The 22,261-nt window shown below is 64.8% G+C and carries 13 protein-coding genes; 4 read left to right on the top strand and 9 right to left on the bottom strand.

The genetic code is table 11. From position 1 onward, the window contains the following. Nucleotides 1-153: 153 nt before the first annotated feature. From FRC96_RS00350 to FRC96_RS00370, 5 genes are all read right to left on the bottom strand, one after another. A complete protein-coding gene (locus FRC96_RS00350) occupies nt 154-4,740 on the bottom strand; it encodes an efflux RND transporter permease subunit (protein ID WP_146972060.1) in 4,587 nt (1,528 codons plus the stop codon). Continuing rightward, nucleotides 4,737-5,837, bottom strand: a complete 1,101-nt coding sequence (locus tag FRC96_RS00355; protein WP_146972061.1) for an efflux RND transporter periplasmic adaptor subunit — start codon at nt 5,835-5,837, stop codon at nt 4,737-4,739. Before FRC96_RS00355 ends, FRC96_RS00350 begins: the two co-directional genes overlap by 4 nt. Beyond that, nucleotides 5,834-6,538 carry a TetR/AcrR family transcriptional regulator gene (locus FRC96_RS00360; protein ID WP_146972062.1) on the bottom strand — a complete coding sequence of 235 codons (705 nt, stop codon included), beginning with the start codon at nt 6,536-6,538 and terminating at the stop codon, nt 5,834-5,836. The genes FRC96_RS00355 and FRC96_RS00360 overlap by 4 nt, the downstream gene beginning before the upstream one ends. A 546-nt stretch (nt 6,539-7,084) precedes the next feature. After that, nucleotides 7,085-8,590, bottom strand: a complete 1,506-nt coding sequence (locus FRC96_RS00365; RefSeq protein WP_146972063.1) for a di-heme oxidoredictase family protein — start codon at nt 8,588-8,590, stop codon at nt 7,085-7,087. Next, nucleotides 8,590-10,680: a hypothetical protein gene (locus tag FRC96_RS00370; protein ID WP_230469683.1), complete on the bottom strand. Its 2,091-nt coding sequence runs from the start codon at nt 10,678-10,680 to the stop codon at nt 8,590-8,592. Before FRC96_RS00370 ends, FRC96_RS00365 begins: the two co-directional genes overlap by 1 nt. A gap of 432 nt (nt 10,681-11,112) precedes the next feature. Here FRC96_RS00370 and FRC96_RS00375 point away from each other — a divergent pair, with 432 nt between their 5' ends. The 3 genes from FRC96_RS00375 to FRC96_RS00385 all read left to right on the top strand — a co-directional run bounded on the left by FRC96_RS00375 (nt 11,113) and on the right by FRC96_RS00385 (nt 15,094). Beyond that, on the top strand, nt 11,113-12,447 hold the full coding sequence (locus FRC96_RS00375) for a hypothetical protein (protein ID WP_146972065.1): 1,335 nt from the start codon (nt 11,113-11,115) through the stop codon (nt 12,445-12,447). A gap of 60 nt (nt 12,448-12,507) precedes the next feature. After that, nucleotides 12,508-13,605 (top strand): imelysin family protein, encoded by a 1,098-nt coding sequence (locus tag FRC96_RS00380; protein ID WP_230469684.1) that lies wholly within the window; start codon nt 12,508-12,510, stop codon nt 13,603-13,605. A 220-nt stretch (nt 13,606-13,825) separates the two neighbouring features. Continuing rightward, nucleotides 13,826-15,094 (top strand): di-heme oxidoredictase family protein, encoded by a 1,269-nt coding sequence (locus FRC96_RS00385; protein WP_230469685.1) that lies wholly within the window; start codon nt 13,826-13,828, stop codon nt 15,092-15,094. A 481-nt stretch (nt 15,095-15,575) separates the two neighbouring features. On the opposite strand, the gene FRC96_RS00390 is transcribed toward FRC96_RS00385, so the two are convergent. From FRC96_RS00390 to FRC96_RS00405, 4 genes are all read right to left on the bottom strand, one after another. After that, nucleotides 15,576-15,770, bottom strand: a complete 195-nt coding sequence (locus FRC96_RS00390; protein WP_146972067.1) for a hypothetical protein — start codon at nt 15,768-15,770, stop codon at nt 15,576-15,578. 1,089 nt (nt 15,771-16,859) lie between these two features. Continuing rightward, entirely contained in the window at nt 16,860-17,441 is a 582-nt protein-coding gene (locus tag FRC96_RS00395) for a hypothetical protein (RefSeq protein WP_146972068.1), read from the bottom strand. 58 nt (nt 17,442-17,499) lie between these two features. After that, nucleotides 17,500-18,999: a hypothetical protein gene (locus FRC96_RS00400; RefSeq protein ID WP_146972069.1), complete on the bottom strand. Its 1,500-nt coding sequence runs from the start codon at nt 18,997-18,999 to the stop codon at nt 17,500-17,502. A 124-nt stretch (nt 19,000-19,123) separates the two neighbouring features. Then, nucleotides 19,124-19,735: a penicillin-binding protein activator LpoB gene (locus tag FRC96_RS00405; protein WP_146972070.1), complete on the bottom strand. Its 612-nt coding sequence runs from the start codon at nt 19,733-19,735 to the stop codon at nt 19,124-19,126. A 242-nt stretch (nt 19,736-19,977) separates the two neighbouring features. Between FRC96_RS00405 and FRC96_RS00410 the strand changes: the two genes are divergently transcribed. Next, nucleotides 19,978-22,110: a PPC domain-containing protein gene (locus tag FRC96_RS00410; RefSeq protein ID WP_146972071.1), complete on the top strand. Its 2,133-nt coding sequence runs from the start codon at nt 19,978-19,980 to the stop codon at nt 22,108-22,110. Nucleotides 22,111-22,261 lie beyond the last annotated feature (151 nt).

Here is a 22,261-nt window from a genome sequence, read left to right on the forward strand (position 1 = left end):
CTGCCCGTAGGCATTCCATCTTCAAAAGGTCCGACGCTGAGAGAGGCGGTGTGTCTCCCACACTGTAATCACATGTAGGATACAGGTCAAAGATTGCTCCCCCTTTCGGGGGAACTTTTTGCCCGCGCGACGTTCGCCGTGCGGGCGCAACGCTCAGGGATTGAGGCCCTCGACCAGAGTCTGCAGGTTGTAGACGGCCATCTCCAGCTGCAGCTCATCCTGAACTCTGGCGAGCTGGGCCAGGCGCAGCTGATCCTGGGCATTGATCACGTCGAGTTGGGTGGCGACGCCATAGCGAAACGCCGTCTCGGCCTGCTCCACGCCGCGTTGGGCGAGCTCCAGCTCGGTGACGCCGCTGTCGAGCTGAATGCGCGCGGCTTCGACGTCGGCGCGGGCCTGGTCGATCTCCGAGGCGATCTGGTGGCGCGTCTGCTCCTGGCGCAGCTCGGCGGCGACGCGCTGGGCCTGGGCCTGCTTGAGCTGCGCTTCGCGCAGCCCCCCGTCCCACAGCGTCCACTCCGCGCCCAGGGTCAGCACCCAGCGCGGGTCACCGGGCGCAAGCGCGGTGGATTTTCCGCCGCCGTAGCTAAACGTCGCCGAGAGTGAGGGCAGATACTGGTAGTAGATATCTTCGATGCCCAGGTCGGCGACCTCCATCGCCAGGCGGTTGACCTCAAAGGCGGCGCGGTTTTCTTCGGCGCGCTCCACCAGGTCGTCGCCCTGGACCTCCTCGGGGCGCTCGGGCACCTCGACGTCGAAGTCGTCGTCGGTCTGCAGAAGTTCGGCAAACGCTTTGCGCACCTGGATGTACTGCTGGCGGGCGCGGTCGACTTCTTTTTGCGTTTGCACCGCGCGAAGTTGCGCGCGGGTGAGCTCAAACTCGGTGGCGGTGCCGGCGGCGACCTGCGCCTCGGTAAAGCCGAGCACGGTCTGTGCGGAGCGGGCTTGCTGCACGCTGATGTCGATCATGCGTCGCACCATCACCAGGTTGAAGTAGGTCGAGACCGCGGCCTGATCGAGCGCCTCGCGGGTCATCTCGACCTGGGCCTGCGCCAGATCGCGCTGGGCGTAGGCCTGGCGAATCAGCGGCCAGGAGCGGAAGTTCACCCGCATCGACGCCGCTACGTTCCAGCGGTAGTCGGTCTTGGGCTGCACCACCGAGGGGGGCACCTCGATGCCCGGTGGGAGGCTGTCGCCGAAGTCCAGCACCACCTCTTCCTGGTTGACGGTGTAGTTGCCGCTGGCCGTAAAGCGGGGGAAGAGCGCGCTGTAGGCCTGTCGAATCACGGTGTTGGCCGAGTCGACCTGGTTCTGCGCAAGCTGCACATCGAAGGACTGCTCGCGCACAAGCTGGCGCGCCTCTTCGAGTGTTAGCGTGCGGGCAACATCGATGGTGACCTCGCTCTCGATCTCGGCGTCGTCGAGCGAGCGGCGCTCGATCTGGCCGGGATCATCAACCTCGGGGAAGAGCTCCGCCTCATCGTCGGTCTGGGTCTGCTCCGACACATCGTCGCCAGCCGGCGCCTCCTGGGCGGAGGTGACCGCCGGAAGCACCAGCATCATAAGTGAGAGCACAAGCCCGGCGGCCGCAACGCGTTTGAAGATGCGCTGCGAGAGGTCGGAGAGGCTGTCGAACATCGAGTAGAGCACCGGCACCACGATCAGGGTGAGCAGCGTCGCCACCAGCAGACCGCCGGTGACCGCCACGCCCATCGGACCCCACATCTCCACAGACGCCCCGCCGAAGGTCACCGACTGATCGATGAAGTCGATGCTCACGCCGAGCACGATCGGCAGAAGACCCAGGATGGTGGTGATGGCCGTGAGCATGACCGGGCGGAAGCGCACAAGCCCGGCCTGAATCAGCGCGTCGCGGCGGTCCCAGCCGCGGGCGCGCAGCTGGTTGATGTAGTCGATGAGCACGATCGCGTTGTTCACCACGACCCCGGCCAGGCTGATGATGCCGATGCCGGTCATGATGATGCCAAAGGGCGCCTGGGTGACGATCAGGCTCCACAACACGCCGATGAGGCTCAAGAAGACGGTGAACATGATGATGAAGGGCTGAGCGATGGAGTTGAACTGCGTCACCAGGATCAACAGGATCAAGAAGACGGCGGCGAGCAGGGCGTTGCCCAGAAATGCCGCGGCTTCTTCCTGATCCTGGCTCTCGCCGGTGTAGCGGATCTCGTAACCTGCCGGGAGTTTGAGGTCGGCCAGGCGCTCCTGAGCCTCGGCCAGCGCCACCGCCGGCAGGTAGCCGTCGGCGACGTTGCCACTGACGGTGACCACGCGCTCCTGATCTTTACGTCGAATCGAGCCGCTGCCCCCGCGCACCACGACCTCGGCAACTTCCACAAGCGGGATGTGCACGCCGTCTTTGTTGACGACGGTCAGCTGGCTGATGTCAGCGATGGCCCGGCGGCGATCTTCGGGAAGACGCACCAGGATATCGTACTCCTCATCGGCCTCGCGGAAGACGCCAGCCTCGCTGCCGTTGATGGCCGTGCGCACCGTCTGCGCCACCGACTGCGTGCTCAGCCCGAGGACCGCGGCGCGCGCCCGGTCGATCTCCACATGGATCTCGGGGCGAGTCAGCTCCAGGTTGTCGGTCAGGTCGATGACGCCTTCGATGGTGCGAACTTCCTGCAAGACCTGCTGAGAGATGCTGGCCAGGGTGGAAAGATCATCGCCTGCGATCTCAATGGAGATCGGATCGCCGGTGGGCGGGCCCATGCTCTGGGTCGCCATGATGATCTCGGCGCCGGGGACCTTCGAGAAGGTCTGGCGTAGCTTCTCAATAAAGACGTTGGGATCGCTGGGCTGATCTTCGATCGACTTGAGCTCGACGGTGATCTGACCGTAATGCGGCGCTTCACCGCCGCCTCCAGCCTGACCGCCACCCTGAGTGCCGGTATCGGTGATCCAGGCCGTCACCAGATCGGGGGCGGTGGCCAGCGGACCCTGCAGGCTTTCAAGCGTGTTGCGGGTCTCCTCGATGTTGGTGCCGTCGGGAAGCGTAACCTGCACGCTGAACTGCTCCGGGGTGGTCTTCGGGAAGAACTCCACCCCGCGCGAGGTCGCGCCAAAGATCATAAAGGTGCCCACAAAGACCCCCACCGCGATCAACGCCACAATGATGCGGTGGTTGAGCGCGAACTCCAGGCTGTTGCGGTAGGCGCGGTAGATCCACAGATCGGGCACCGAGTCTTCATCAAAACTCACCCCGTCCTGAACCTTGAGCAGGGTGGCGCAGAGGGTGGGGTTGATGACCAGCGCTACAAAGAGCGAGCTCAGAAGCGTGATGATGACCGTCAGGGGCAAAAAGCCCATGAACTCGCCCATCACCCCCGGCCAGAAGAGCATCGGGAAGAAGGCGGCGACCGTGGTGGCGGTCGAAGCGATGACCGCCCAGCCCACCTCTTTTGTGCCCTCGTAGGCTGCCGTGACCCGATCTTTGCCGCTGGAGGCGTGGCGGTAGATGTTCTCGACGATGACGATCGCGTTATCGACGAGCATCCCCAGCGCGAGCAGCAGGCTGAAGAGCACGACCATGTTGAGCGTGATGCCCAGCATCGAGAGCACCAAAAAGGTGATGAGCATGCTCATCGGCACGCTCACCGCCACAAAGAGCGCGTTGCGCGCGCCGCCCATAAAGAAGAAGAGCACCAGCAACACCAGGATCATGCCGCTGATGATGTTGTTCTCAAGCTCGCGCACCGTCGCCGCGATGTTCTTGGACATGTCGTTGACGATGGTGATCTGCACGCTCTCGCCAGCCTGCTGATCGTAGCGGTCGATGACCTCCTTGGCGGCTTCGGCAATCGCCACGATGTTCTCACCGCTGCGCTTGACGATGGCCAGGCTGACGTTGGTCTTGGTCACCGGGATGCGCTCGCCAGCGGCGTTCTCTTTCCAGGTGGTCAGGCGGCTGAAGGTCGTGGGATCTTCAAAGCCGTCTTCAATCTCGGCGACATCGCGCAGGTAGATGGGGTTTCCATCGGGCGACTTGACCACGATGTGGCGCATCGACTCGAGCTCGTCGAACTCGCCGGCGACGCGCACGGTGTACTTCATCGAGCCGATGTCGATGGAGCCGCCGGGCAGGTTGATGTTCTCGCTCTGCAGGGCCTGGCTGACATCGTTGGCCGAGACGCCCAGCTGGCGCATACGCTCGGGGTTTAAGAGCACGTGGATCTCGCGCTCGACCCCGCCGGCCAGGCTCACCCGCAGCACGCCGGGGAGCGCTTCGAGATCGTCCTGCATATCTTCGGCCAGCGCCTTGAGGCGCACCGGATCGAGGTCGCCGGCGACGTTGGCCACAAGAATCGGCCAGTCGCTGGAGTTGATCTCCATGACCTCGGTGTCTTCGGCGTCCGGGGGAATGTCGGGCCGGGCCTTATCGACCTCCACGCGGATGCGCTGGAGGACCTCGTCGATGTCGACCTCCGGATCGAACTCCAGCACGATAAGCGACGCGCTCTCGGCGCTGGTGGAGGTCATCTCCTTGAGATCGCGCAGGTTTTTAAACTGGCGCTCCATCGGCTGGGTGACCAGCGTCTCAATGTCGGCCGGCGAGACCCCGAAGTAGGGGGTGGAGACCATGACGATGGGGATGGCGATGTCGGGGGCAGCCTCCCGGGGGAGGCTGCGGTAGCTGAGCAGGCCGCCGATGATGATGCAGGCGATCAACACATAAACGGCGACGGCGTGATCGATGGAAAAGCGCGTCAGTCTCACAGCGTCTCCTTGGCGGCAGCGGCCGAGGCGTGGGGATCGTCAACAACATCGACGCGGGTGCCGGCGACCAGCGCGCGGTGGCCGCGCACGATGAGACGATCGCCGGGGTTGAGCCCGGAGGTGATCATGATGTGGGTGGCGTTGCCCGCGCCCACCTCGACCTGGCGAAGCTCGGCGGTACCGTCCTCGGCGACCACCATCGTCTCGCGGGCGTTGTAGCCTTCGAGCACCGCCTCGCGCGGGACCATGATGACCTGTTCATAATGCTCGCGCTCAAAGCGCAGGCTGGCGCGCATCCCCGGGCGAATCTCGAGATCTTCGTTGTCGATGCGGATCTCCACCGGGTAGGTGCTGGTGGCGCCCAGCGGGCGAAGGCCCACGCGGTGGATGGTGCCCTCAAAGGACTTCTGCAGGGCGGGGAAGTGCACCTCGATGGTCTCACTGTCGCTCAAGTGGCGCAGCTCGGACTCGGGCACCTGCGCGTGCACCACGATGGTGTCGTAAACAATGACCTCGGCCAGGGCCACGCCCGGGTTGGCGAACTCGCCGGGCTCGGCGGTGCGGTTGACCAGGTAGCCGGCCAGGGGGCTTGTGACGCGGTTTTTGGACACGCCGATGCGCGCCTGACGCAGGTTCTGGCGGGCGCTCTCCAGGCTGGTGGTCGCCTGGTCGATCTGCTGCGGCGTGGCCAGCCCCTCGGAGCGCAGGCGCTGCAGGCGGCGCAGCTCGCGCTCGGCGGCGTCGACCTGGGTCTGCAGAAGATCGATGCGCGCCGCGTCCAGCTCCACATCAATGCGGAAGATGTTCTGCCCACGTTTGACCTCCTCGCCCTCCTCCACATAGGCGTTGAGGATGCGGCCGGGAACTTCTGCCATCAGGCGCACCGCGTCGACCGGCTCGGCGGTGCCCAGCACATCGAAGGTGTCGGTAAACGCGGTGGCCTCAAGCGTAATGGCGTTGACCGGGGTCGGCGGAAGCTCCACCCGGGCCTGCTCCGGCTTGCTGGCAGCCTCGGAGTTGCACGCGCCCACCAGCATGGCGAGCGCCAGCGCCATCAGCGCGCGTCGAAGAGGGGACGTCGAGGAAGTCGGGGTCATGGTGTCTCCTGTGCGGCGAGTGTTCCCGCGCCGTGAAAAAAGAAATCCAACAGGCGCGCGCGGGCACCTGCGCCGATGTAGGTGTCGAGCAGCTGATGACACTCGGCGGCGTCATCGCAGAATTCGAGGATGCCAAAGGCGATCATCATCTGGTTGTTGACCATCCCGATGAACTGATCGCTTAAGAAGTGCGTGTTTCGACCCGGGTGCAGCACCAACTCGCCATGGGCGACGCCGTCGTCAAAGACCTGGCAGAGCAGCGAGTGGGTCTTTTGCTGCACGCAGACGATGTCGGCCACCGGCCGGCTCTGCACCGGCCCAAAAAGCACCGCGTAGACAAAACGCACAAGCTCCGGAGCGATCTCCACCCCGTCAAAGAAGGTGTGGGCGATCGCATCGAGGCGGGCATAGGTCGTGGCGTGGTTGGCGATGGCGTCTTCGATCGCCTGATGAAGCGCGTCGACGACGAAGGTCAGCAGACGCTGAAAGACCCCTTCTTTGCTCTCGAAGTAGTAATAGAGCATGGGGTTGGTGACCTCGGCCTCCTGCACGATCTCGCGCACGCTGGTCGCGGCGTAGCCTTTCTGACTAAAAAGGCTCGCCGCGGCGATGAGAATGCGCGCGGCGTTCTCATTAAGACCGCTCTCCACGAGGGTCTCGATCAGGGTGGGGGGCCGGGCGGCAGGGGAGGGGGCACTCATGGGCAGACGCCGGTACGACAGAGAGGGGAGGATAAGTGGAGGTGTTGTTTAACGTCCGTTAGTTTAACGGTCGTTAGGGCCGGGATAATAGGAGCGCAAATTCTGGTGTCAACGGAAAGATACGATGCAATTTTCGCGCGGTGCATCCTCAAATGATGCGCTGCGTCAGGATGCCGCAGGCCGAAGGCGAGGGCCTGGTGGGGAGACGCGGGCCGGGTGGCGAGTCTTACGCGGCGGGGTATGCGAGGTGACCGTGGGTTGGGTGCAGTGGGGTATATGAGGTGACCGTGGGTCGGGTGCAGTGGGGTATATGAGGTGACCGTGGGTTGGGGGTGGTAGTTGATTTATGTGGTGGAAGCGTGACCCACGGTCATGGTGTGCGGGGTATATGAGGTGACCGTGGGTCGGGTGCAGTGGGGTATGTGAGGTGACCGTGGGTCGGGTGCAGTGGGGTATGCGCTCTGACCCACGGTCGCCTGCTGCGGGGTATGCGGGCTGACCGACGGTCACCTGTGGCGAGGCAGTAGGGTGACCGTGGGTCACCATTTAAAGCCGCTCCAGAAAGTGAACCAACGCTTCTTGCGCGGCTGGCGAGAGCGCTTCGTAACGCTGGCGCGCATCGAGAGCTTCGCCGCCGTGCCAGCGGATCGCTTCGTCAAAGGTGGCGGCGCGACCATCGTGCAGAAGGCGCGCGTCGTCGGAGCGTTGCAGGACAAGGCCCAGCCCCCACAGAGGTGGGGTGCGCCACTCCGAGGGCGCTGCATCGCCTTCGCCTACCGCGTCCGCAAGCTCCGGCCCCATGTCGTGGAGGAGAAGATCGGTGAAGGGGAAGAAGGTCTGGCTGGCGAGCAGCTCGCCGGCGTCCGGGGAGGTGTGCTGGCGCGGGGTGTGGCAGTCGGCGCAGCCGATGGCGTCAAAGTGGCGCGCGCCCTGTCGGGCCTGCGCGTCGTCGGGGGCGGCGCGAAAGGCGGGCACGCCCACGTAGCGCTGAAACTCGGCGACGGCTTCCAGGCCGGAGTCGGCGAGCTCGGGCGCGCCGCCGGAGGGGGCATTGAGGCAATCGAGCTGGGTGGGGGTGCAGCTCTCCTCGGGGTGCAGCGCTGAGGTGATGCCGATGTCTTCGGCAAACGCTGCGGCGCTCTGGGCGAGCACGGTGGTGTGCAGGGATTTCCAGCCAAAGCGGCCCACCCGACCATCGGGGCGAACGTGCACGCGACCGCTCACCCGACCGCCTTCGGACTGCGCGTTGGCCAGCGCGCGAAGATCGTCGTCGGCGATGGCCTCCAGAAGCCCCATGCCCACGATCTGCGGGGAGTTTCGTGCGGAGGCGCGGGTCTCGGAGTGCAGCGTGGGGGCATCCTCGGGGGTCGTGAGGAGGATCTCTGGCGAGATGAGCCCCCGATCGTCGGGATGAGGCTGCCAGTGAACAGCTCCTTCCGGGGCGACACTGGCGAGGGCGCGGGGCTGGAACTGCTCGCCATAATGCGGATCGCCGGCCCACTGGCCATCGTCGGGGCGGCGCAGTCGAATTAAGAGCCCCGGCGCGACGTCGCCGTCATCGAGCAGGGTGGGCGGGCGGCCGGCCGAGGTGGGGTGGCAGCCCACACACGAGGTCTCGTGAAAATAGGGTCCCAGCCCGTCGAGCACCGCCCGAGGGCCCGGCGCCGGGTCCCAATCCGCCATAAAGAGCTCGCGACCCACCGAGAAGTTTTGCGTCATCTCGACGGGGATGGCGTCGGCGATCTCCAGAAATTGCCAGCCGGAGCCAGCGTCACTGGTCAGTGGACCGCCGAGAGGCGCTCCCCGATCGAAGAGCGCGACGATCCAGTCGGCTTCATCCCCAGGGTCAACATCGTCTGCATCCATCGCATCGGTGCTGTCTGCATCATGGACGTCTGAATCGGCGTCACGTGCGACATCCTGTGCGTCGACGTCTTGTCCAGAATCATGATCTTCGGCGTCATGACGATGATCGTCGATCTCGGGCGAAGAACACGCCGCGCTGGCCCCCCCGGCCAGCAGCAGCGCGGAAACAACGAGCGAAACACGCATCAGGGCGCCTCCACGTCCACAAGCACCGGCACGCGGTAGCTCCAGGCGTTGATCGCGCTCTCGCCAGCGCCCAGCGAGCCCTGGAAGCTCCAGCCCCAGGTGAAGATGCGGCCGTCGTTGCGAAGCGCCACCGAGTGCAGCGCGCCCACGCCCAGATCGTCGAGCCCCACAAGGCCGAAGACCGGATCTTCTGCGTTGGTGAGATCGTCTTCGGTGGGGGTGCCCAGGTTGCCAAAGCCGTTCTGACCCCAGCCGTAGGCCAGGCCTTCGGCGGTGACGATAAAGCTCTGGTTTCCGCCGGCGCCTACGCGGGCAAGGTTGAGCGAGGCGTCGATGGTGGTGAGCGGCGCAACCTCATGAACTTCGCCGTCTTCCCAGTCGGGCTGCTGGCCGAGCTGATTCGAGGCGTTGAGACCCCAGCCAAAGAGCTCGCCGGTGCGCGTCAGCGCGACGACGTGATCGCGGCCGTTGGCCAGATCCACAACCTCTTCGAGGCCGTCGATGATCGCGGGGGTGGGGTGGGCATCGGAGTCGTCTGTGCCGAGCGCAAGGTTGCCGTAGCTGTTGCGGCCCCAGGCGTAGACCTGGCCTGAGGCGGTCAGCGCGTACGAGGAGGCCGATCCGGCGCGGATGGCGATGACATCCTCCAGACCTTCAACCGGAGTGGGGAGGTCGCGGCTCTCGGTGGTGCCGTCGCCGAGCTGGCCGCTTCCGTTATCACCGCAGGCGTAGACCTGGCCCGAGGCGCCCAGGATCAGCGAGTGGCTGTTGCCACGGAAGATGGCGATCGCCGGCTCGCTGAGCGTGACGAGCGTGGGCTCAAGGCGGTCCTCTTCGTCGAGCTCGGCGCTGCCGGGGGTGCCCACGCAGAGCTGGCCGTCTCCGTTGTCACCCCAGGCGTAGACCTGGCCCGAGGCGCTGAGCGCAAGCGAGCTGTTCTGGCCGAAGGCCAGCGCGACGGCTTCTTCGCCTTCACCCAGGCTCACGGGCATCGGGGCGTCGGGGTGGGCCGGGTCGGTGTCGCCGAGGTTGGAGGTGTAGCCCACACCTGCCTGGCCCTTGTTGTTGCGGCCCCAGGCAAAGATCTGCCCGTTGAGGATCGCGCCGGTGTGCGAGCCGCCAGCGGAGGTGCGCGCCCCAAAATAGAGCGAACGCTCCAGCGAGGTGGTGTTACCAAAAACGTCTTCGGCCTCCAGGGTGAAGGCGTTGGGGCCGGGAAGAAGATCGACCGGAGCGCCGAAGGTGCCGTCCTCGTTCACCGAGATGATCACCGCATCGGCGCCCTCTTTGAGCAGGCGAAGCTCGGCGACTTCAACATTGTCGGTGACGCGTCCGCTCAGCCAGGGCTGGCGGCTCTCCACGCTGGAGCCGTCCGGCAGGTTGATCTCTGCCAGGGTCGGGGCCTCGGTGTCCTGACCACGCGTCAGAAGGAGCGTTTCGGTGACGCTGGCGTCGCCGTGGGTGGCGCGGAGCTCGATGAGGTTTTCACCCTCACTCAGGGTCAGCACCGTCTCGAAGCTGTAGGTGTAGGGGGCCTCGTCGACAAGCGTGAGGGCGTCTTCCTCCACGCTGATATTGGCGTCATTGACACGCAGCTCCACCGCGTCAAGCTCGCCGCCGGGGCTTGTGATGGCGGCGCTGAGGGTAAACGATTCTTCGAAGATCGGGGTCTGGGAGGCGCTTTCAAAGGAGATCTGGGGCGGGAGGTCGGCGCTCAGCCAGAAGGCGACCTCGTCTCGGGCGGTGCGACCGTCGGAGGCGATCGCCTCAGCCCAGAGCACGTTGCTTCCGGGGTGTGCGTTGAGCTCAAAGGTGTAGTCGGCGACGACCTCGTCGAGGAGGATCTCCTCGGGGGTGGCGTCGTTGAGCGCGTAGCGCAACGCAGCGACATCGCCACTCAACGCGAGCGTCACGTCGACGGTCGCGTCGTCGAGCTCCACACCGTTGTCGGGTGAGGCGATGGTCACGGCCGGCGGCTGAAGACGATCATCGCTGTCGGTGTCATTCAAAGGGGCTTCGGAGGTGCAGGCGCTCAGCGCCATCACGAGCGCGCCGCAGAGGGGCAGGGACTTTAAGAGGTACGTCGGCATCAAAATACTCCATCGATTTGCGGCGTCGTGGGCGACGCCGGAGACAGCGGACAAGGGGGCGCTGTGGTGGCGCATCCCGGCAGATCGAGGGAGCTCCTAACGTGCGGAGGATGATTTTGTAAATGAAAATCAGTTTCAATTTCAATATATTCTTTGTAAGAGGGCAAGCTTTCTGGAGTGGGGTGTTTGATAAGGTGTTGGTTTTAAAGGATTTTTAATGTTGGTTAGGAAAATTACAGCAAGGTTGAACAAAATCAGGGGTTGACGGCACCTGTGATCTGCCTTACTTCGGCGTTGAAATTGAAAACGCTTTTCAATTTCTTTTGGTGGACACGCTCAGGTGCAGGACCCGCGATGCCGATTCAAATGATGCCGAGATACAGGAGCCCGCAGGGTAAACTCGTGGTGATGGGAGTCGTTGCCGCGCTCACGATGAGCGCAGCGAGCGCGCAGGCGCAGGAGGCCTCGCCAGACGAGCTTCCGGCCGGTGACACGTCGGCCACCTCCCGGGAGAGCGTGGAGCCGATCTTTCGCCTGAGCGAAGGCTCACCCTTTCGTTTTGAGCTCTCGGGTTATGGCGAGCTACGTTTTGCCGGCCATGATTTCGGCCCCGACCCCACTCGCCCCGGGGGCTCCCGCCAAGACCTTCGCGCGGTCTTCGAGCAGTCGCGTTTTGTGACCAAGATCGAGGGCGAGATGCCCTACGGCTTTGGGCTGGAGGCGGAGATCGAGTTTGAGCACGGGGGCACCGGCAGCGCGCTGGAGCTGGAGTGGGAGGAGTTTGGCGAGTACGAGCACGAGGTGGAGAAGGGCGGGGAGGTGCTCGTTGAGGAGCTCTACGTCAGCAAGACCTTCTTCAACGAGCGGCTGAAGCTCAAGCTTGGCCGCTTCTATGTGGCCGTGGGGCAGCTCTCCAATAATTACCGCCCCACCGACTATCTGGCCGGGCGGCGCTCGGAGGCCGAGACCACGGTGTTGCCGGCGGTCTGGGATGAGATGGGTATCTCGGCCGAGCTCGACCTGGGGCCAGTGGAGCTGACCGCCCAGGCGGTCAACGGGCTCGATTCCACAGGCTTTAGCTCCCAACGCTGGGTGGCCTCGGGTCATCAGGGGCGCTTTGAGTTGATTCGCGCCAGTGATCTTGCCGGCGTCTTCCGCGCCGACTGGACGATCCTTGAGGGGGTGGAGCTGGGGGCCTCGGTCTACTACGGCAACACCACCCGTAACCGGCCCAAGCCCGACTTTGCGGCGTCCTGCGATGATGGCAGTGAGGGGCGCGAGCGTCAGGTTGCGCCCTGCGGCTACGTCAAAGCGCCGCTTCTGATCGTCGACGCTCACCTCAACCTCGACCTGGGGCCGGTGCGTGCCCAGGGGATGGTGATGTGGGGGCAGCTGGAGAACGCCACCGAGATTTCGCGCTTGAACAAGCGCCTCTCCAACAACCTGGGCACCCTGCGCAGCGAGGTCGCCGATCAGGCGCTGGCCACCTGGGGTGAGGTGGGCCTTGATGTGGCGCCCTGGCTGGGGCTCTCCGGCGCGCACCGCCTGGAGCCCTTTGTACGCCTTGATCATTACAACACGATGTTTCGCACAGCGCCCGAGATTGCGGCCAACCCGCGATTTGAGCGCACGCTGTGGACCGGCGGGGTGGCCTACACCCTGCTCGACGCGATGGTGCTCAAGCTCGACCTGAGCCATCGCACTTTTGGAAACGCCGATCTCCATACGGAGAACACGCTGGAGCTGATGGCGGGATTTGTCTTTTAACCTCCCTTCGATGTGCGGAGGGGCCCGGATCAGCCCGAGAAAACGAACAGGAGTACGACCATGATGACATTGAAGAAGTCCTCGATCGCGATGATGACCCTGAGCGCCGGCCTGATGATCGGCTGCGGCGAAGATGGTGGCGACACGGTGGTGGAAGGCGACGCCTTCGACAACGAGCAGATCCTCATCGACACCGCCGACCAGGTGATCGTGCCCACCTACGAACTTCTCAACACCCGTGCCTCCGCGCTGGTCGTGGCCGTCGACGCCTTTGTGCTCGCCCCGACCGACATCACCCTGGAGGCGGCTCAGGATGCCTGGAAGGCCACCCGCGAGCCCTGGGAGCAGAGCGAAGGCTTTTTGTTTGGTCCGGTGGATGCCGCCGGCATCGACCCGGCGCTCGACAGCTGGCCGGTGGAGAAGGCCGAACTCGACGGTGTGCTCGAGAGCGATGATGAGCTCACCGAGACCTACGTGGCCTCGCTCGACGTGAACAAAAAGGGCTTCCACGCGGTGGAGTACCTCCTCTTTGGGGAGGGCAGCACCAAGACCGCCGCGGACTTCACCGAGCGTGAGTTCGACTACCTGGTCGCCAGCGCCAATGAGCTTCAGGCCAACACCGAGTACCTGGCCAACGCCTGGACCGAAGGTGTCGACGGGCAGCCGGCCTACCGCGACGTCTTCGTGAGCGCGGGTGATGCCGAGAACGCCGTCTACCCCTCGCGTGCCGCGGCCGCTCAGGAGATCGTGGAGGGTCTGGTGGGCATCCTCGACGAAGTTGCCAACGGCAAGATCGGCGACCCCTACACCGAGCAGGACACCCTGCTGGTGGAGAGCCAGTTTGCCTTCAACTCGCTGGCGGACTTCAAGGACAACATGCGCAGCGTGCAGAACGCCTACCTGGGTCGGGTCGAAGCGGCCGGCACCAGCGGCAACGGCCTGACGGTGTTCGTGGCGGCCAAAGACTCCGAGCTTGATGACAAGGTCAAGACCGAGATTCAGGCCACGATCGACGCCCTCGACCAGATCGCCGAGCCCTTCCGTGACTCCATCACCGATTCCGCGCAGGCCGGCAACATTGAGGACGCCCAGGCCGCGATTTTGCAGCTGATGAACACCCTTGACGGCGAAGTTAAGCCGCTGGTCCTCGGCCAGTAAGGGCGTTTATCTTCGGTCCCCGCGCCGCTCTCACCGGGGAGAGAAGCGCGGGGACCGAGTTTTGAAAGGTTAGGTTTCATTCGTTTCATTCGTTTAAGACGATGTCTGTGGCGTTGAGGAAGAGATGGTCCCATCAACTTCGAGAAGGACGCTTTGGGCTGTCGCGTTTGCGGCGGCCTCACTCGCTCTGGGCGCAGGTTGTGGACAGGACAGCGGTGAGGTGCTGACGGTGGCCTCCGGCGGTGATTTGAGCATCGTCGATCGCACCTCGCATGCGTTTACCAAGCCCGCACCGAACCTCAACGCCGATGAGCTGGACCTGCATCTGGAGGGGGACCTGGCCTTTGATGCGCAGTTTGTCAGCCCGGGGGCGCCGCGAAACGCCGGGCTGGGGCCGGGGTTTAATAACAACGCCTGCGCGGCCTGCCATATCCGAAACGGGCGCGGGATGCCGGTGGTGGGTCACCCCTCGTTGCGCTCCTCGATGCTGGTGCGGGTGAGCCTTCCCGAGGGTGAGCCTCTGGTGCCCGGGGGGGCGGTGCCGGTGGGGGAGCTCGGCGTGCAACTTCAGGATCACGCCATCGGCGGCGCGGAGCCCGAAGTTTCGATCGACCTTCAGTGGGAGCGCGTGCCGGGGAGCTACGCCGATGGCACGCCCTATGAGCTGCGCCGTCCGAAGATGACGATTCTGCTGGCCGATGGCACGGAGCTTCCCGACGAGGTGCAGCGCTCGCTCCGGCAGTCGCCGCCGATCGTGGGGCTGGGACTTCTGGAGGCGGTGCCGGAGGCGACGATACTCGCCATGGCCGACCCCGACGATGCCGACGGCGATGGCATCAGCGGGCGGCCCAACCGCGTCTGGGATGCCCGCGCGCAGCGGGCTGTGCTGGGGCGTTTTGGCCATAAGGCCAACGAGCCCAACCTCACCCAGCAGACGGCCGATGCCTTCGTGAACGATATGGGCGTGCTCACGCCATACGGTGATGGGGCGCACGCCGAGATCGACGCGGCGTTTTTTGAGGCGACGGTCTTCTATACGCAGTCGCTGGCGATCCCGGAGCGCTTTGTGCCGGCTGAGCCCGAGCGACGCGAGGCGATCGCCCGTGGCGAGGTGCTCTTTGAGGAGTTGAATTGCGTGGGCTGCCATGTCTCGGAGCTTGAGAGCGGTCCGGCCGACTACCCCTCGCTGGCCCACCAGCGTTTTGCGCCCTACACCGACCTGCTCCTGCACGATATGGGCGAGGAGCTGGCCGATGGCCGCCCGGACTTTGAGGCCACGGGGCGCGAGTGGCGCACCGCGCCGCTGTGGGGGCTGGGCCTGGCGCAGACGGTGCTGCCCGGCTCCGGGTATCTGCATGACGGGCGCGCCCGCACGATCGCCGAGGCGATTTTGTGGCACGGCGGGGAGGCCGAAGCGTCGCGCGAGGGGTTTCGGCATCTCTCAAAGGCGGAGCGCGACGATCTGCTGGCGTTTTTGCGCTCGCTCTGAGGAGGGCGAGGCATGGCGCGCGCGGGGTAGGTCGCGCGACCCAGGGTCACGGCGTGGCGGGGTATAGAAGGTGACCGTGGGTCACGGCGTGGCGGGGTATAGGAGGTGACCGTGGGTCAGGCGTGACGGGGTATAGAAGATGACCGTGGGTCGCATGTCGCGGGGTATGAAGGGCGACCCGGGGTTGGGGAAAGGTGAGTCACGATGCGGGTGAGATGCAACCCACGGTCAGACGTGACGGGGTATATGAGGTGACCGTGGGTCAGGCGTGACGGGGTATATGAGGTGACCGTGGGTCGCATGTCGCGGGGTATGAAGGGCGACGCAGGGTCACTTCAAGATGTGATCCTGCGTCGCGTTGCGGCGAGTCCACCTGGAACAAAAAACGCCCGGGAGCAAAAGCTCCCGGGCGTCTCTATGCATCATGAACTCGGAAGGTCGGCCGTCTGGCGGAACATCGAGAGGTGAGGTGGCACACACCTTACATCTGAATGATCTCGACACCACGTTCGGCACGATCTTCGGAGGGTTTGGGGCTCTCGCGCTCCTGCTCCGGCCAGTAGGGAAGCGGCCGGGGGATCTCAAGCTGGGGGCGCTGGTCAGCCTGCTCCTGCTGACGAGCCCGTTCTTTTTTGAGCTGATCGTAGATGATGTAATCCGGCAGCATGGTCTTCATCCTTGGGCTGGGGACACCTGCGCTCGAAGAGTGTGAGTTATCCAGACAACTGGCCTCGCGTACTGCCCTGACATGCCGGGCTGCCCTTCACAGTCTTTAACGTGCAGGAAGCGTTCCATATTCAACGTGCCGGAGAAAATTACAGTGTGGCTGCTCCGACCCGCTGCCGAGGTTCTACTTTAAATATAGTCGAATTCGGGGGGCCGTCTACTTTCCTTTGCAGAGAAATCGGGGTGGAGGAGGCCGTTGAACCCCTGCATTGACGCCGATTTTTCAGTGTTCATGGGCAGTTAGGGGAGCTTCGTGCACGACCCTCAATGTGGCGATGTTTTGCGATCGCGGGGTGGAAGCGGCGCCAGCCAGGCCACGTCAACGGGGAAGGCGCGAGGTGCAGCGCGGGCGATCTTCGGGGGCGATGGCGTGTGATGTCGCCGATGAGACCGCCGGTGGTTGGATAGTGCGTGCTCCACCGGGGGAACATGTTTGCGTAGGGGGCGGATCAAGCGCGTGCAGTGGGACGGAGAGGTGACCGTGGGGCGCATCGCGATGGTGTGCGGTGCCGACGCGAGGTGACCGTGGGTCACGTTTCGAGCGCATAGAATCAGGTCGAGCGATGACCCAGGGTCGTGTTGGTAGATGACCGAGGGTCGTGTTGGAAGATGACCGAGGGTCGTGCCGGAAGGTGACCGTGGGTCACGTTTCGAGCGCATAGAATCAGGTCGAGCGATGACCCAGGGTCGTCCCCAATGATGACCGTGGGTCGTACCGGAAGGTGACCGTGGGTCACGTTTCGAGCGCATAGAATCAGGTCGAGCGATGACCGAGGGTCGTGTTGGAAGATGACCGTGGGGCGCACCCATTGAGGACCGAGGACCGCACTGGAAGACGACCGTGGGTCGTCCCGAACCATGACCGTGGGTCACCTCAGCGGACTCCGGCATCGCCCGAGAGCGGAACTCGCTGCCCTCTCTCGGCTGCTGCGTCCCACAAAAAAAACCTCGCCACTGGCGAGGTTCTCTGATGCTGCGCGATGTGCTGCAGCGAGCGCGCGCACCAGCTGCGCCCAGTTCGCCACTCTGATCAATACGATCAGTACCAGCGCAGGGTGAAGGCGCCGTGGAAGGTCTCAAAGTCGCTGGTGGAGTAGAAGTGGCGGGTGTAGCCCACGCGAAATCCCGGAGCTACGGTGCCGTTGACGAAGTACTCAAAGCCCAGGCCACCTTTCACGGCCAGACCCATCTCCTGGTAGCGCCGCCGATCGCCGGCGGGGTTGGAGGCGTCGCTGATGCCGTAGGCCAGGCCTACGCCGGCCTCGGCAAAGAGGCCGCTGACGATAAAGAGGGTGCTCGCGGCGTTGAGCGACCAGTGCTGGTGGTTGAGCTCCTGGCCGTAGACGTCGGTGGTGCGGATCCAGGAGTTGAGCTCCGCGCCGAAGAGCAGGTTGTTGGTGACCCCGCCGCCGAGCGCGGCGTGCAGATGCAGGCCCAGGTCGCCGCCCTCATCGAGGCCGGTGGAGAGGGTCTCATCTTCGACAAAGACCGAGCCCACTCCGCCACCCAGGCCCAGGCCAAAGTAGGAGCCGCGTCGATCTTTATAGCCGTCGAGGGCCATCGCCGGAGCGCTCACCAGAAAGATCGCCATGGCCAGTAAGAGGGGCAGGGTGCGTCGCATCACAAGACCTCGCAAAGAAGTGGGGCGCTGGCGGTTGAGGTGACACTCAACGAGAAGGTCAGCGCAGCGCCGAGAAGTTAAGCAGGATAAAATCATCACTGAGGACATCGACCACACGCTTATCGACGTGGGGGCCAACATCGACGGCGAGTGTATGACGTCCGGCGGGCAATTTTATGCGAAATAAATCGATGTCGGCGGCCAGCGTGGTCCAGCTGCGGGTGTCGGGCGTGTCCAGCGCGCTTAAGGTGCCTTTGACGGCCAGACCGGCCAGAAAGCCTAAAGCACCTGCGGCGGCCGCTTCGGTGCCGCCGTGGCGAAGCGCGGCGTCGGTGGCCTGGCGGCTGGCCTCCCCGGCCACCGCCCGCACCACCGCGCGCGAGATAGCGGCGGCAGCTGCGGTGGCCCCGACCATCGTCCAGCTGGCGTGCACCTGATCGGCGATGTTGACCTGCGCCGAATGCGAGGCCATGCGCCCGTCCACGCTCAGGCCAACCTGGCGCCGCGGGGGCAGCCCGGCGGTGGTGAGCACCGGGAAGTTCAGCGTGTTGAAGACCCCGCTGGCGTGCAGACTCAGCGCTTTGCTGCGCTGGTCGTTGCTTAAATACACCCCGGAGTAGGGTGAGTACTGGGAGTAGCGTAGCGCCCAGTCCATGCCCACGCGCTCGGCCTGCCGGTATGGCGAGAGCCCGCTCTGCACCACCACCAGCACATCGCCCTGCTGGTGACGCGCACGGTACTCCGCTGCGCTCAAGCGCTCACCGCGGCGCACCGAGGCAAAGAGGGGATGATCGTCTTCGACGCCGAAGTCCTGAAGATCGCGTCCGCGGTAGCCGGTCAGGGCGATCAGATCTTCCAGGCGCTCCGGACCGGCCTCCGGCCAGACTCCGGAGAGGTAGGCCCGCGCGTAGAAACGCGCGGCGTTTTCGTACTCGCCAGACGCCTCATAGGTCACGCCGCTTAAGTAGTAGCCCAGCCCCAGGATGCCCGGCACAAGCTCGCGGGTGCCCTCGTCGACGAAGAAGCGCGCCAGCACATAGAAGCGCCGTGCCTCCACCCGCGCTGAGCCCAGCCGACCGGCGGCCAGAAAGTTGATCATGTTCTGGGTGTTGAGCAGCAGGCGCTCGTGCGCCGGGGCCCGGTACTGACCGGAGTCGTCGCTGTAGATGAAGCGCATCACCTGCGCTGCACCCTCGCTGGAGAGGTCGACCCACTCCAGGTGATCGTCGACGTGCATCAGGTCGCGAGCGGCCTGCTCGTAGTCGCCGGCGGCCTGCAGGAGCGTGGCGCGCTCGAGCAAGAATAGCGCGCGGTTCTCTTTGAGGTTTTCGGGAAGTTCGCTTGTGTCTTCAACCTCAAGGCGCGCGTTGAGCTCGGCGATGGCGCTCTCGGCATCGCCCACCGAGAGAGCCTGGCGGGTGGGCCGGAGCGTCTCGGTGTAGGAGGCGCACCCGCTGGCGAGCACCACGCAGACAAAGGCCACCACCTGGCACCAGCGGCCAAAGCTGGCGCGGTGTGCGCGGTGAAGCCGGGCTGTTTGGGAGCTGAAGGCGCTCATAAATGGCCGCATGCCAGTACTGGCGAGGTCGAGACGAGGAGGGACAAACGCCGCCCCTCCCCGCCACACACACCGAGGGGGCTCGGGGAGGCAGGGCGGGCGGCCGGACGCGCGGCGCAACGGCTCAGCGGATCAGGCCCTTGGTGATGGCCGATTCATTCTGAAAATGAATCTGTCCGGTGCTCACGTTGATGACCTGCACGAACATAAAGTACTGCACGCGTCGCTCATCTTCATCGCGGTCGGCCACGTCGTAGACCTTTCCGGTCACAAAGTACTGCGCGCCGAGTTGACGGCCGTAGGCGGCAAGGCGCGTCGGATCATAAGCGTCGGACTGCTGGCGGCGCACCTCGTTGAGAAGATCGGGCTGGCTCTCCCAGCTCACCACCGACGCGGCGGTCTGGTTGACCAGGTCGGTCTCGAACTTGGAGAGGAGCGTGTCGAGCTGCGGGCCGATATGCTCGCTGGTCTCATTGCGCATCGGGAAGATCGCCACCACTGGCGAGTCTCCGCGGTCCCACTGACGCACGATCGAGCTGCGCATCAGCTGGTCGATGTTCTCCGCGTAGAGGCGGTTGAGGTCTTCGCGATCAAAGCGAAGGCTCATCGTGTACTCGTCGAGGCGAGGCTCTTCGGTGTCGCGCACGTACTGCGGGCTTCCGCAGGCGCTGAGCGTGGCGATCAGGAGCACCGAGAGGAGCAGCGGGCGAAGGAAGCGAGGGGTGGAGGTCTTCACGGCGTCTCATCCTTTTGGGGGCAACCATCATCGTGGGGTCGGTCGCTGGCGAGCATTTCTGCCAGCGTTATGAACGAGGCGGAGGGGGCGCTGATGCGCCTGATGCCCGTTGAAGCGCTCGCCAGTGTAAGGGCCATCTGGAGAAGAACAAGCGCCCCGGGGGGGCGCTCTTTTGAGCGCGGTGCGCATCTGCTAGCGTAAACCCTCTGCGCAGAGCGCTCTGTTTCTCGAGACGGTAGACGATGAATCTTCGGCAAATATTCGCTTCTTTTTTGATCTTCGCCACCACCCTGCCTGCCGCGGCGCTGCTCGGGGGCTGCACCGAGCCCCTGGTGGAGGCCGGCACGCCGGTGCTCACCCTCGATGTGCGCTCGGAGGAAACGTACACCGTGGGTGAGGATGTGATTCAGATCAACCTCACCGGCAGCGATCCGGGGGGCCTACCGCTGAGCTTCGCGGTGGCCGATAAGCCGGAGCGGGCGACCTTCCAGACGTTTAGCAACGCCGCGGTCTTCACCTGGGATCCCATCGCCAGCGACGCCACCGGCGAGGGCGCCCGTCGCCTGGTCTTCTCGGCGACGAACAGCGTGGGCAAGGTCGCCGAGCGGGTGGTGCACGTGCGCATCCTCTCCGGCAACGGTCAGCCCCGTTTTGTGAGCTCGCAGAGCGAACTTTATGACCCCCGCGGTGGCCAGCCTCTACGGCTGGAGGTGCGGGTGCGCGATGACGACTCCAACCAGGTCAGCCTCTCGATGCCGGCAGCGAGCGCCCCGCAGGGCGCGAGCTTTGAGCAGGTGGAGGCCTTTGAGGGCGTCTTCTCATGGCTTCCCACCCCGGCGCAGCTGCAGCAGCGCGCGCACACGGTGACCTTTGTGGCCGAGGACTTCGTGCATGAGCCGGTGAGCTTTGTGGTCACCATCATCGTGCAGCGCGCCGGGTCGTCGCCGACCACCCCCTCCCAGGATCGCTGTGAGGTGGAGGGGCCTATTGTACACACCGCCCTGAGCACGCAGCGGGGCGTGGGCGACTATCTCATTGAGGCCGACATCGCCGGGGGCTCCACCCGCTTCTCGGAGGTGGTGCTCTACTGGACGCTCGACGATCCTTTCAGTGAGAGCGCCGACTACCAGAGCCGCCCGATGACGCTGGAGGGCAAGGTCGCCCGCGCCTCCATCACCAACCCGCTCCCCGCACCCGGGGAGTCGCCGGTGGTCTCGTACACGATCTGCGCGGTGGAGGCCGAGCCGGCCTCCGAGGACGAGGCGGTGGTCTGCGCGCCGCCCTACACCTACTGGCGTTTTGCGGCCTATTCGCCCGATGCGAGCGGTTGCCGCGATGACGGCATCGACTTGAGCACCCCGGCGCAGGCCGCCCCGATGGTGCGCGAGGATTACAGCGACCACCGCCTCTGTGCGAGCGCGGAGAAACATCATCGCGTGGAGGTCGCCGATGGCGAGGCGCTCGAAGTGGTGGTCGCGCACTCGCCGGGGACCGATCTGGAGCTGAGCTTTGTCGAAGGCAGCGCCAGCTTTGAGCGCGAGGGCTGCGACGGGCTGGCCATCGCGTTGCTCGATGAGCCGGGCACCTACGTGGTGCGCGCCCGCGGCGATGAGGCCGCCTACCACATCGGCGCCTACAGCCTGGAGCAGACCACCTGCGGGGATGCGGCCTACGAGCCCAACGACGCCGCGGCGCTGGCCACGTTGCTGACGGAGTCTTTTGTGGGGTTGAGCGATCTGGCCATCTGCGAAGAGGGGGATGTGGACCTCTACGCCGTGGAGCTCTTCGCCGGCGACGATCTGGAGGTCTTCGCCTCGTTCGCTCACGCCGAAGGCGACATCGACCTGACACTTTATGCACCCGAGCAGTCCACGGCAGCTACCCTGGGTGAAGAGGGCGTGGCCAGCGCCTGGTCCAGCGATGATGATGAGGTGCTCAGCTACACGGCGACGACTTCGGGCTTTTATTACCTGCGCGTGGAGAGTGTTGAAGGACCTAACACCTACGACCTGGCGGTTGAGCGCATCTGCAACGACAGGGACGCCTTTGCCGGCAACCACGCCCTCCCGGATGCGGCCGCGCTGGAGTTGGACGTCTCCGAGCGTGCGCTGCAGCTCTGCAGCGACCTGGAAGACTGGTTCGCCATTGAGGTGGAGGCCGGCCAGAGCGTGCTGGGGCAGATGGTCATCAACCGGGGCAGCGCGCAGGATGTGCTGCTCGATGTCTTCAATGAGGGCGGCGGCCGGGTGGCCGTTGGCGAGGTGAGCACCCGCGCGGTGGATTTCGATTTTGAGGCTGCGGAGGCGGGCACCTATTACCTGGCCATCAGCGCGGAGGCGCCAGTGGAGTACGACCTGGATATCTTTGGGTTTTAGGCGCCGAAGATGTGCGTCGCCCCGGTCTCCATGTGTGTTCGGCGGTCGCGCGCAGCGCGGTGGTGGCATCACCCTTGATAGGCATTGCTGCGCTTTGAAAGGCGCGTCACACTGAGACTTCCCCTGACCCATCCGAGCTAAGGAGCGCGGC

Origin of the sequence: Lujinxingia vulgaris (genome assembly GCF_007997005.1) — a bacterium.
In the GTDB taxonomy this organism is placed as follows: domain Bacteria; phylum Myxococcota_A; class Bradymonadia; order Bradymonadales; family Bradymonadaceae; genus Lujinxingia.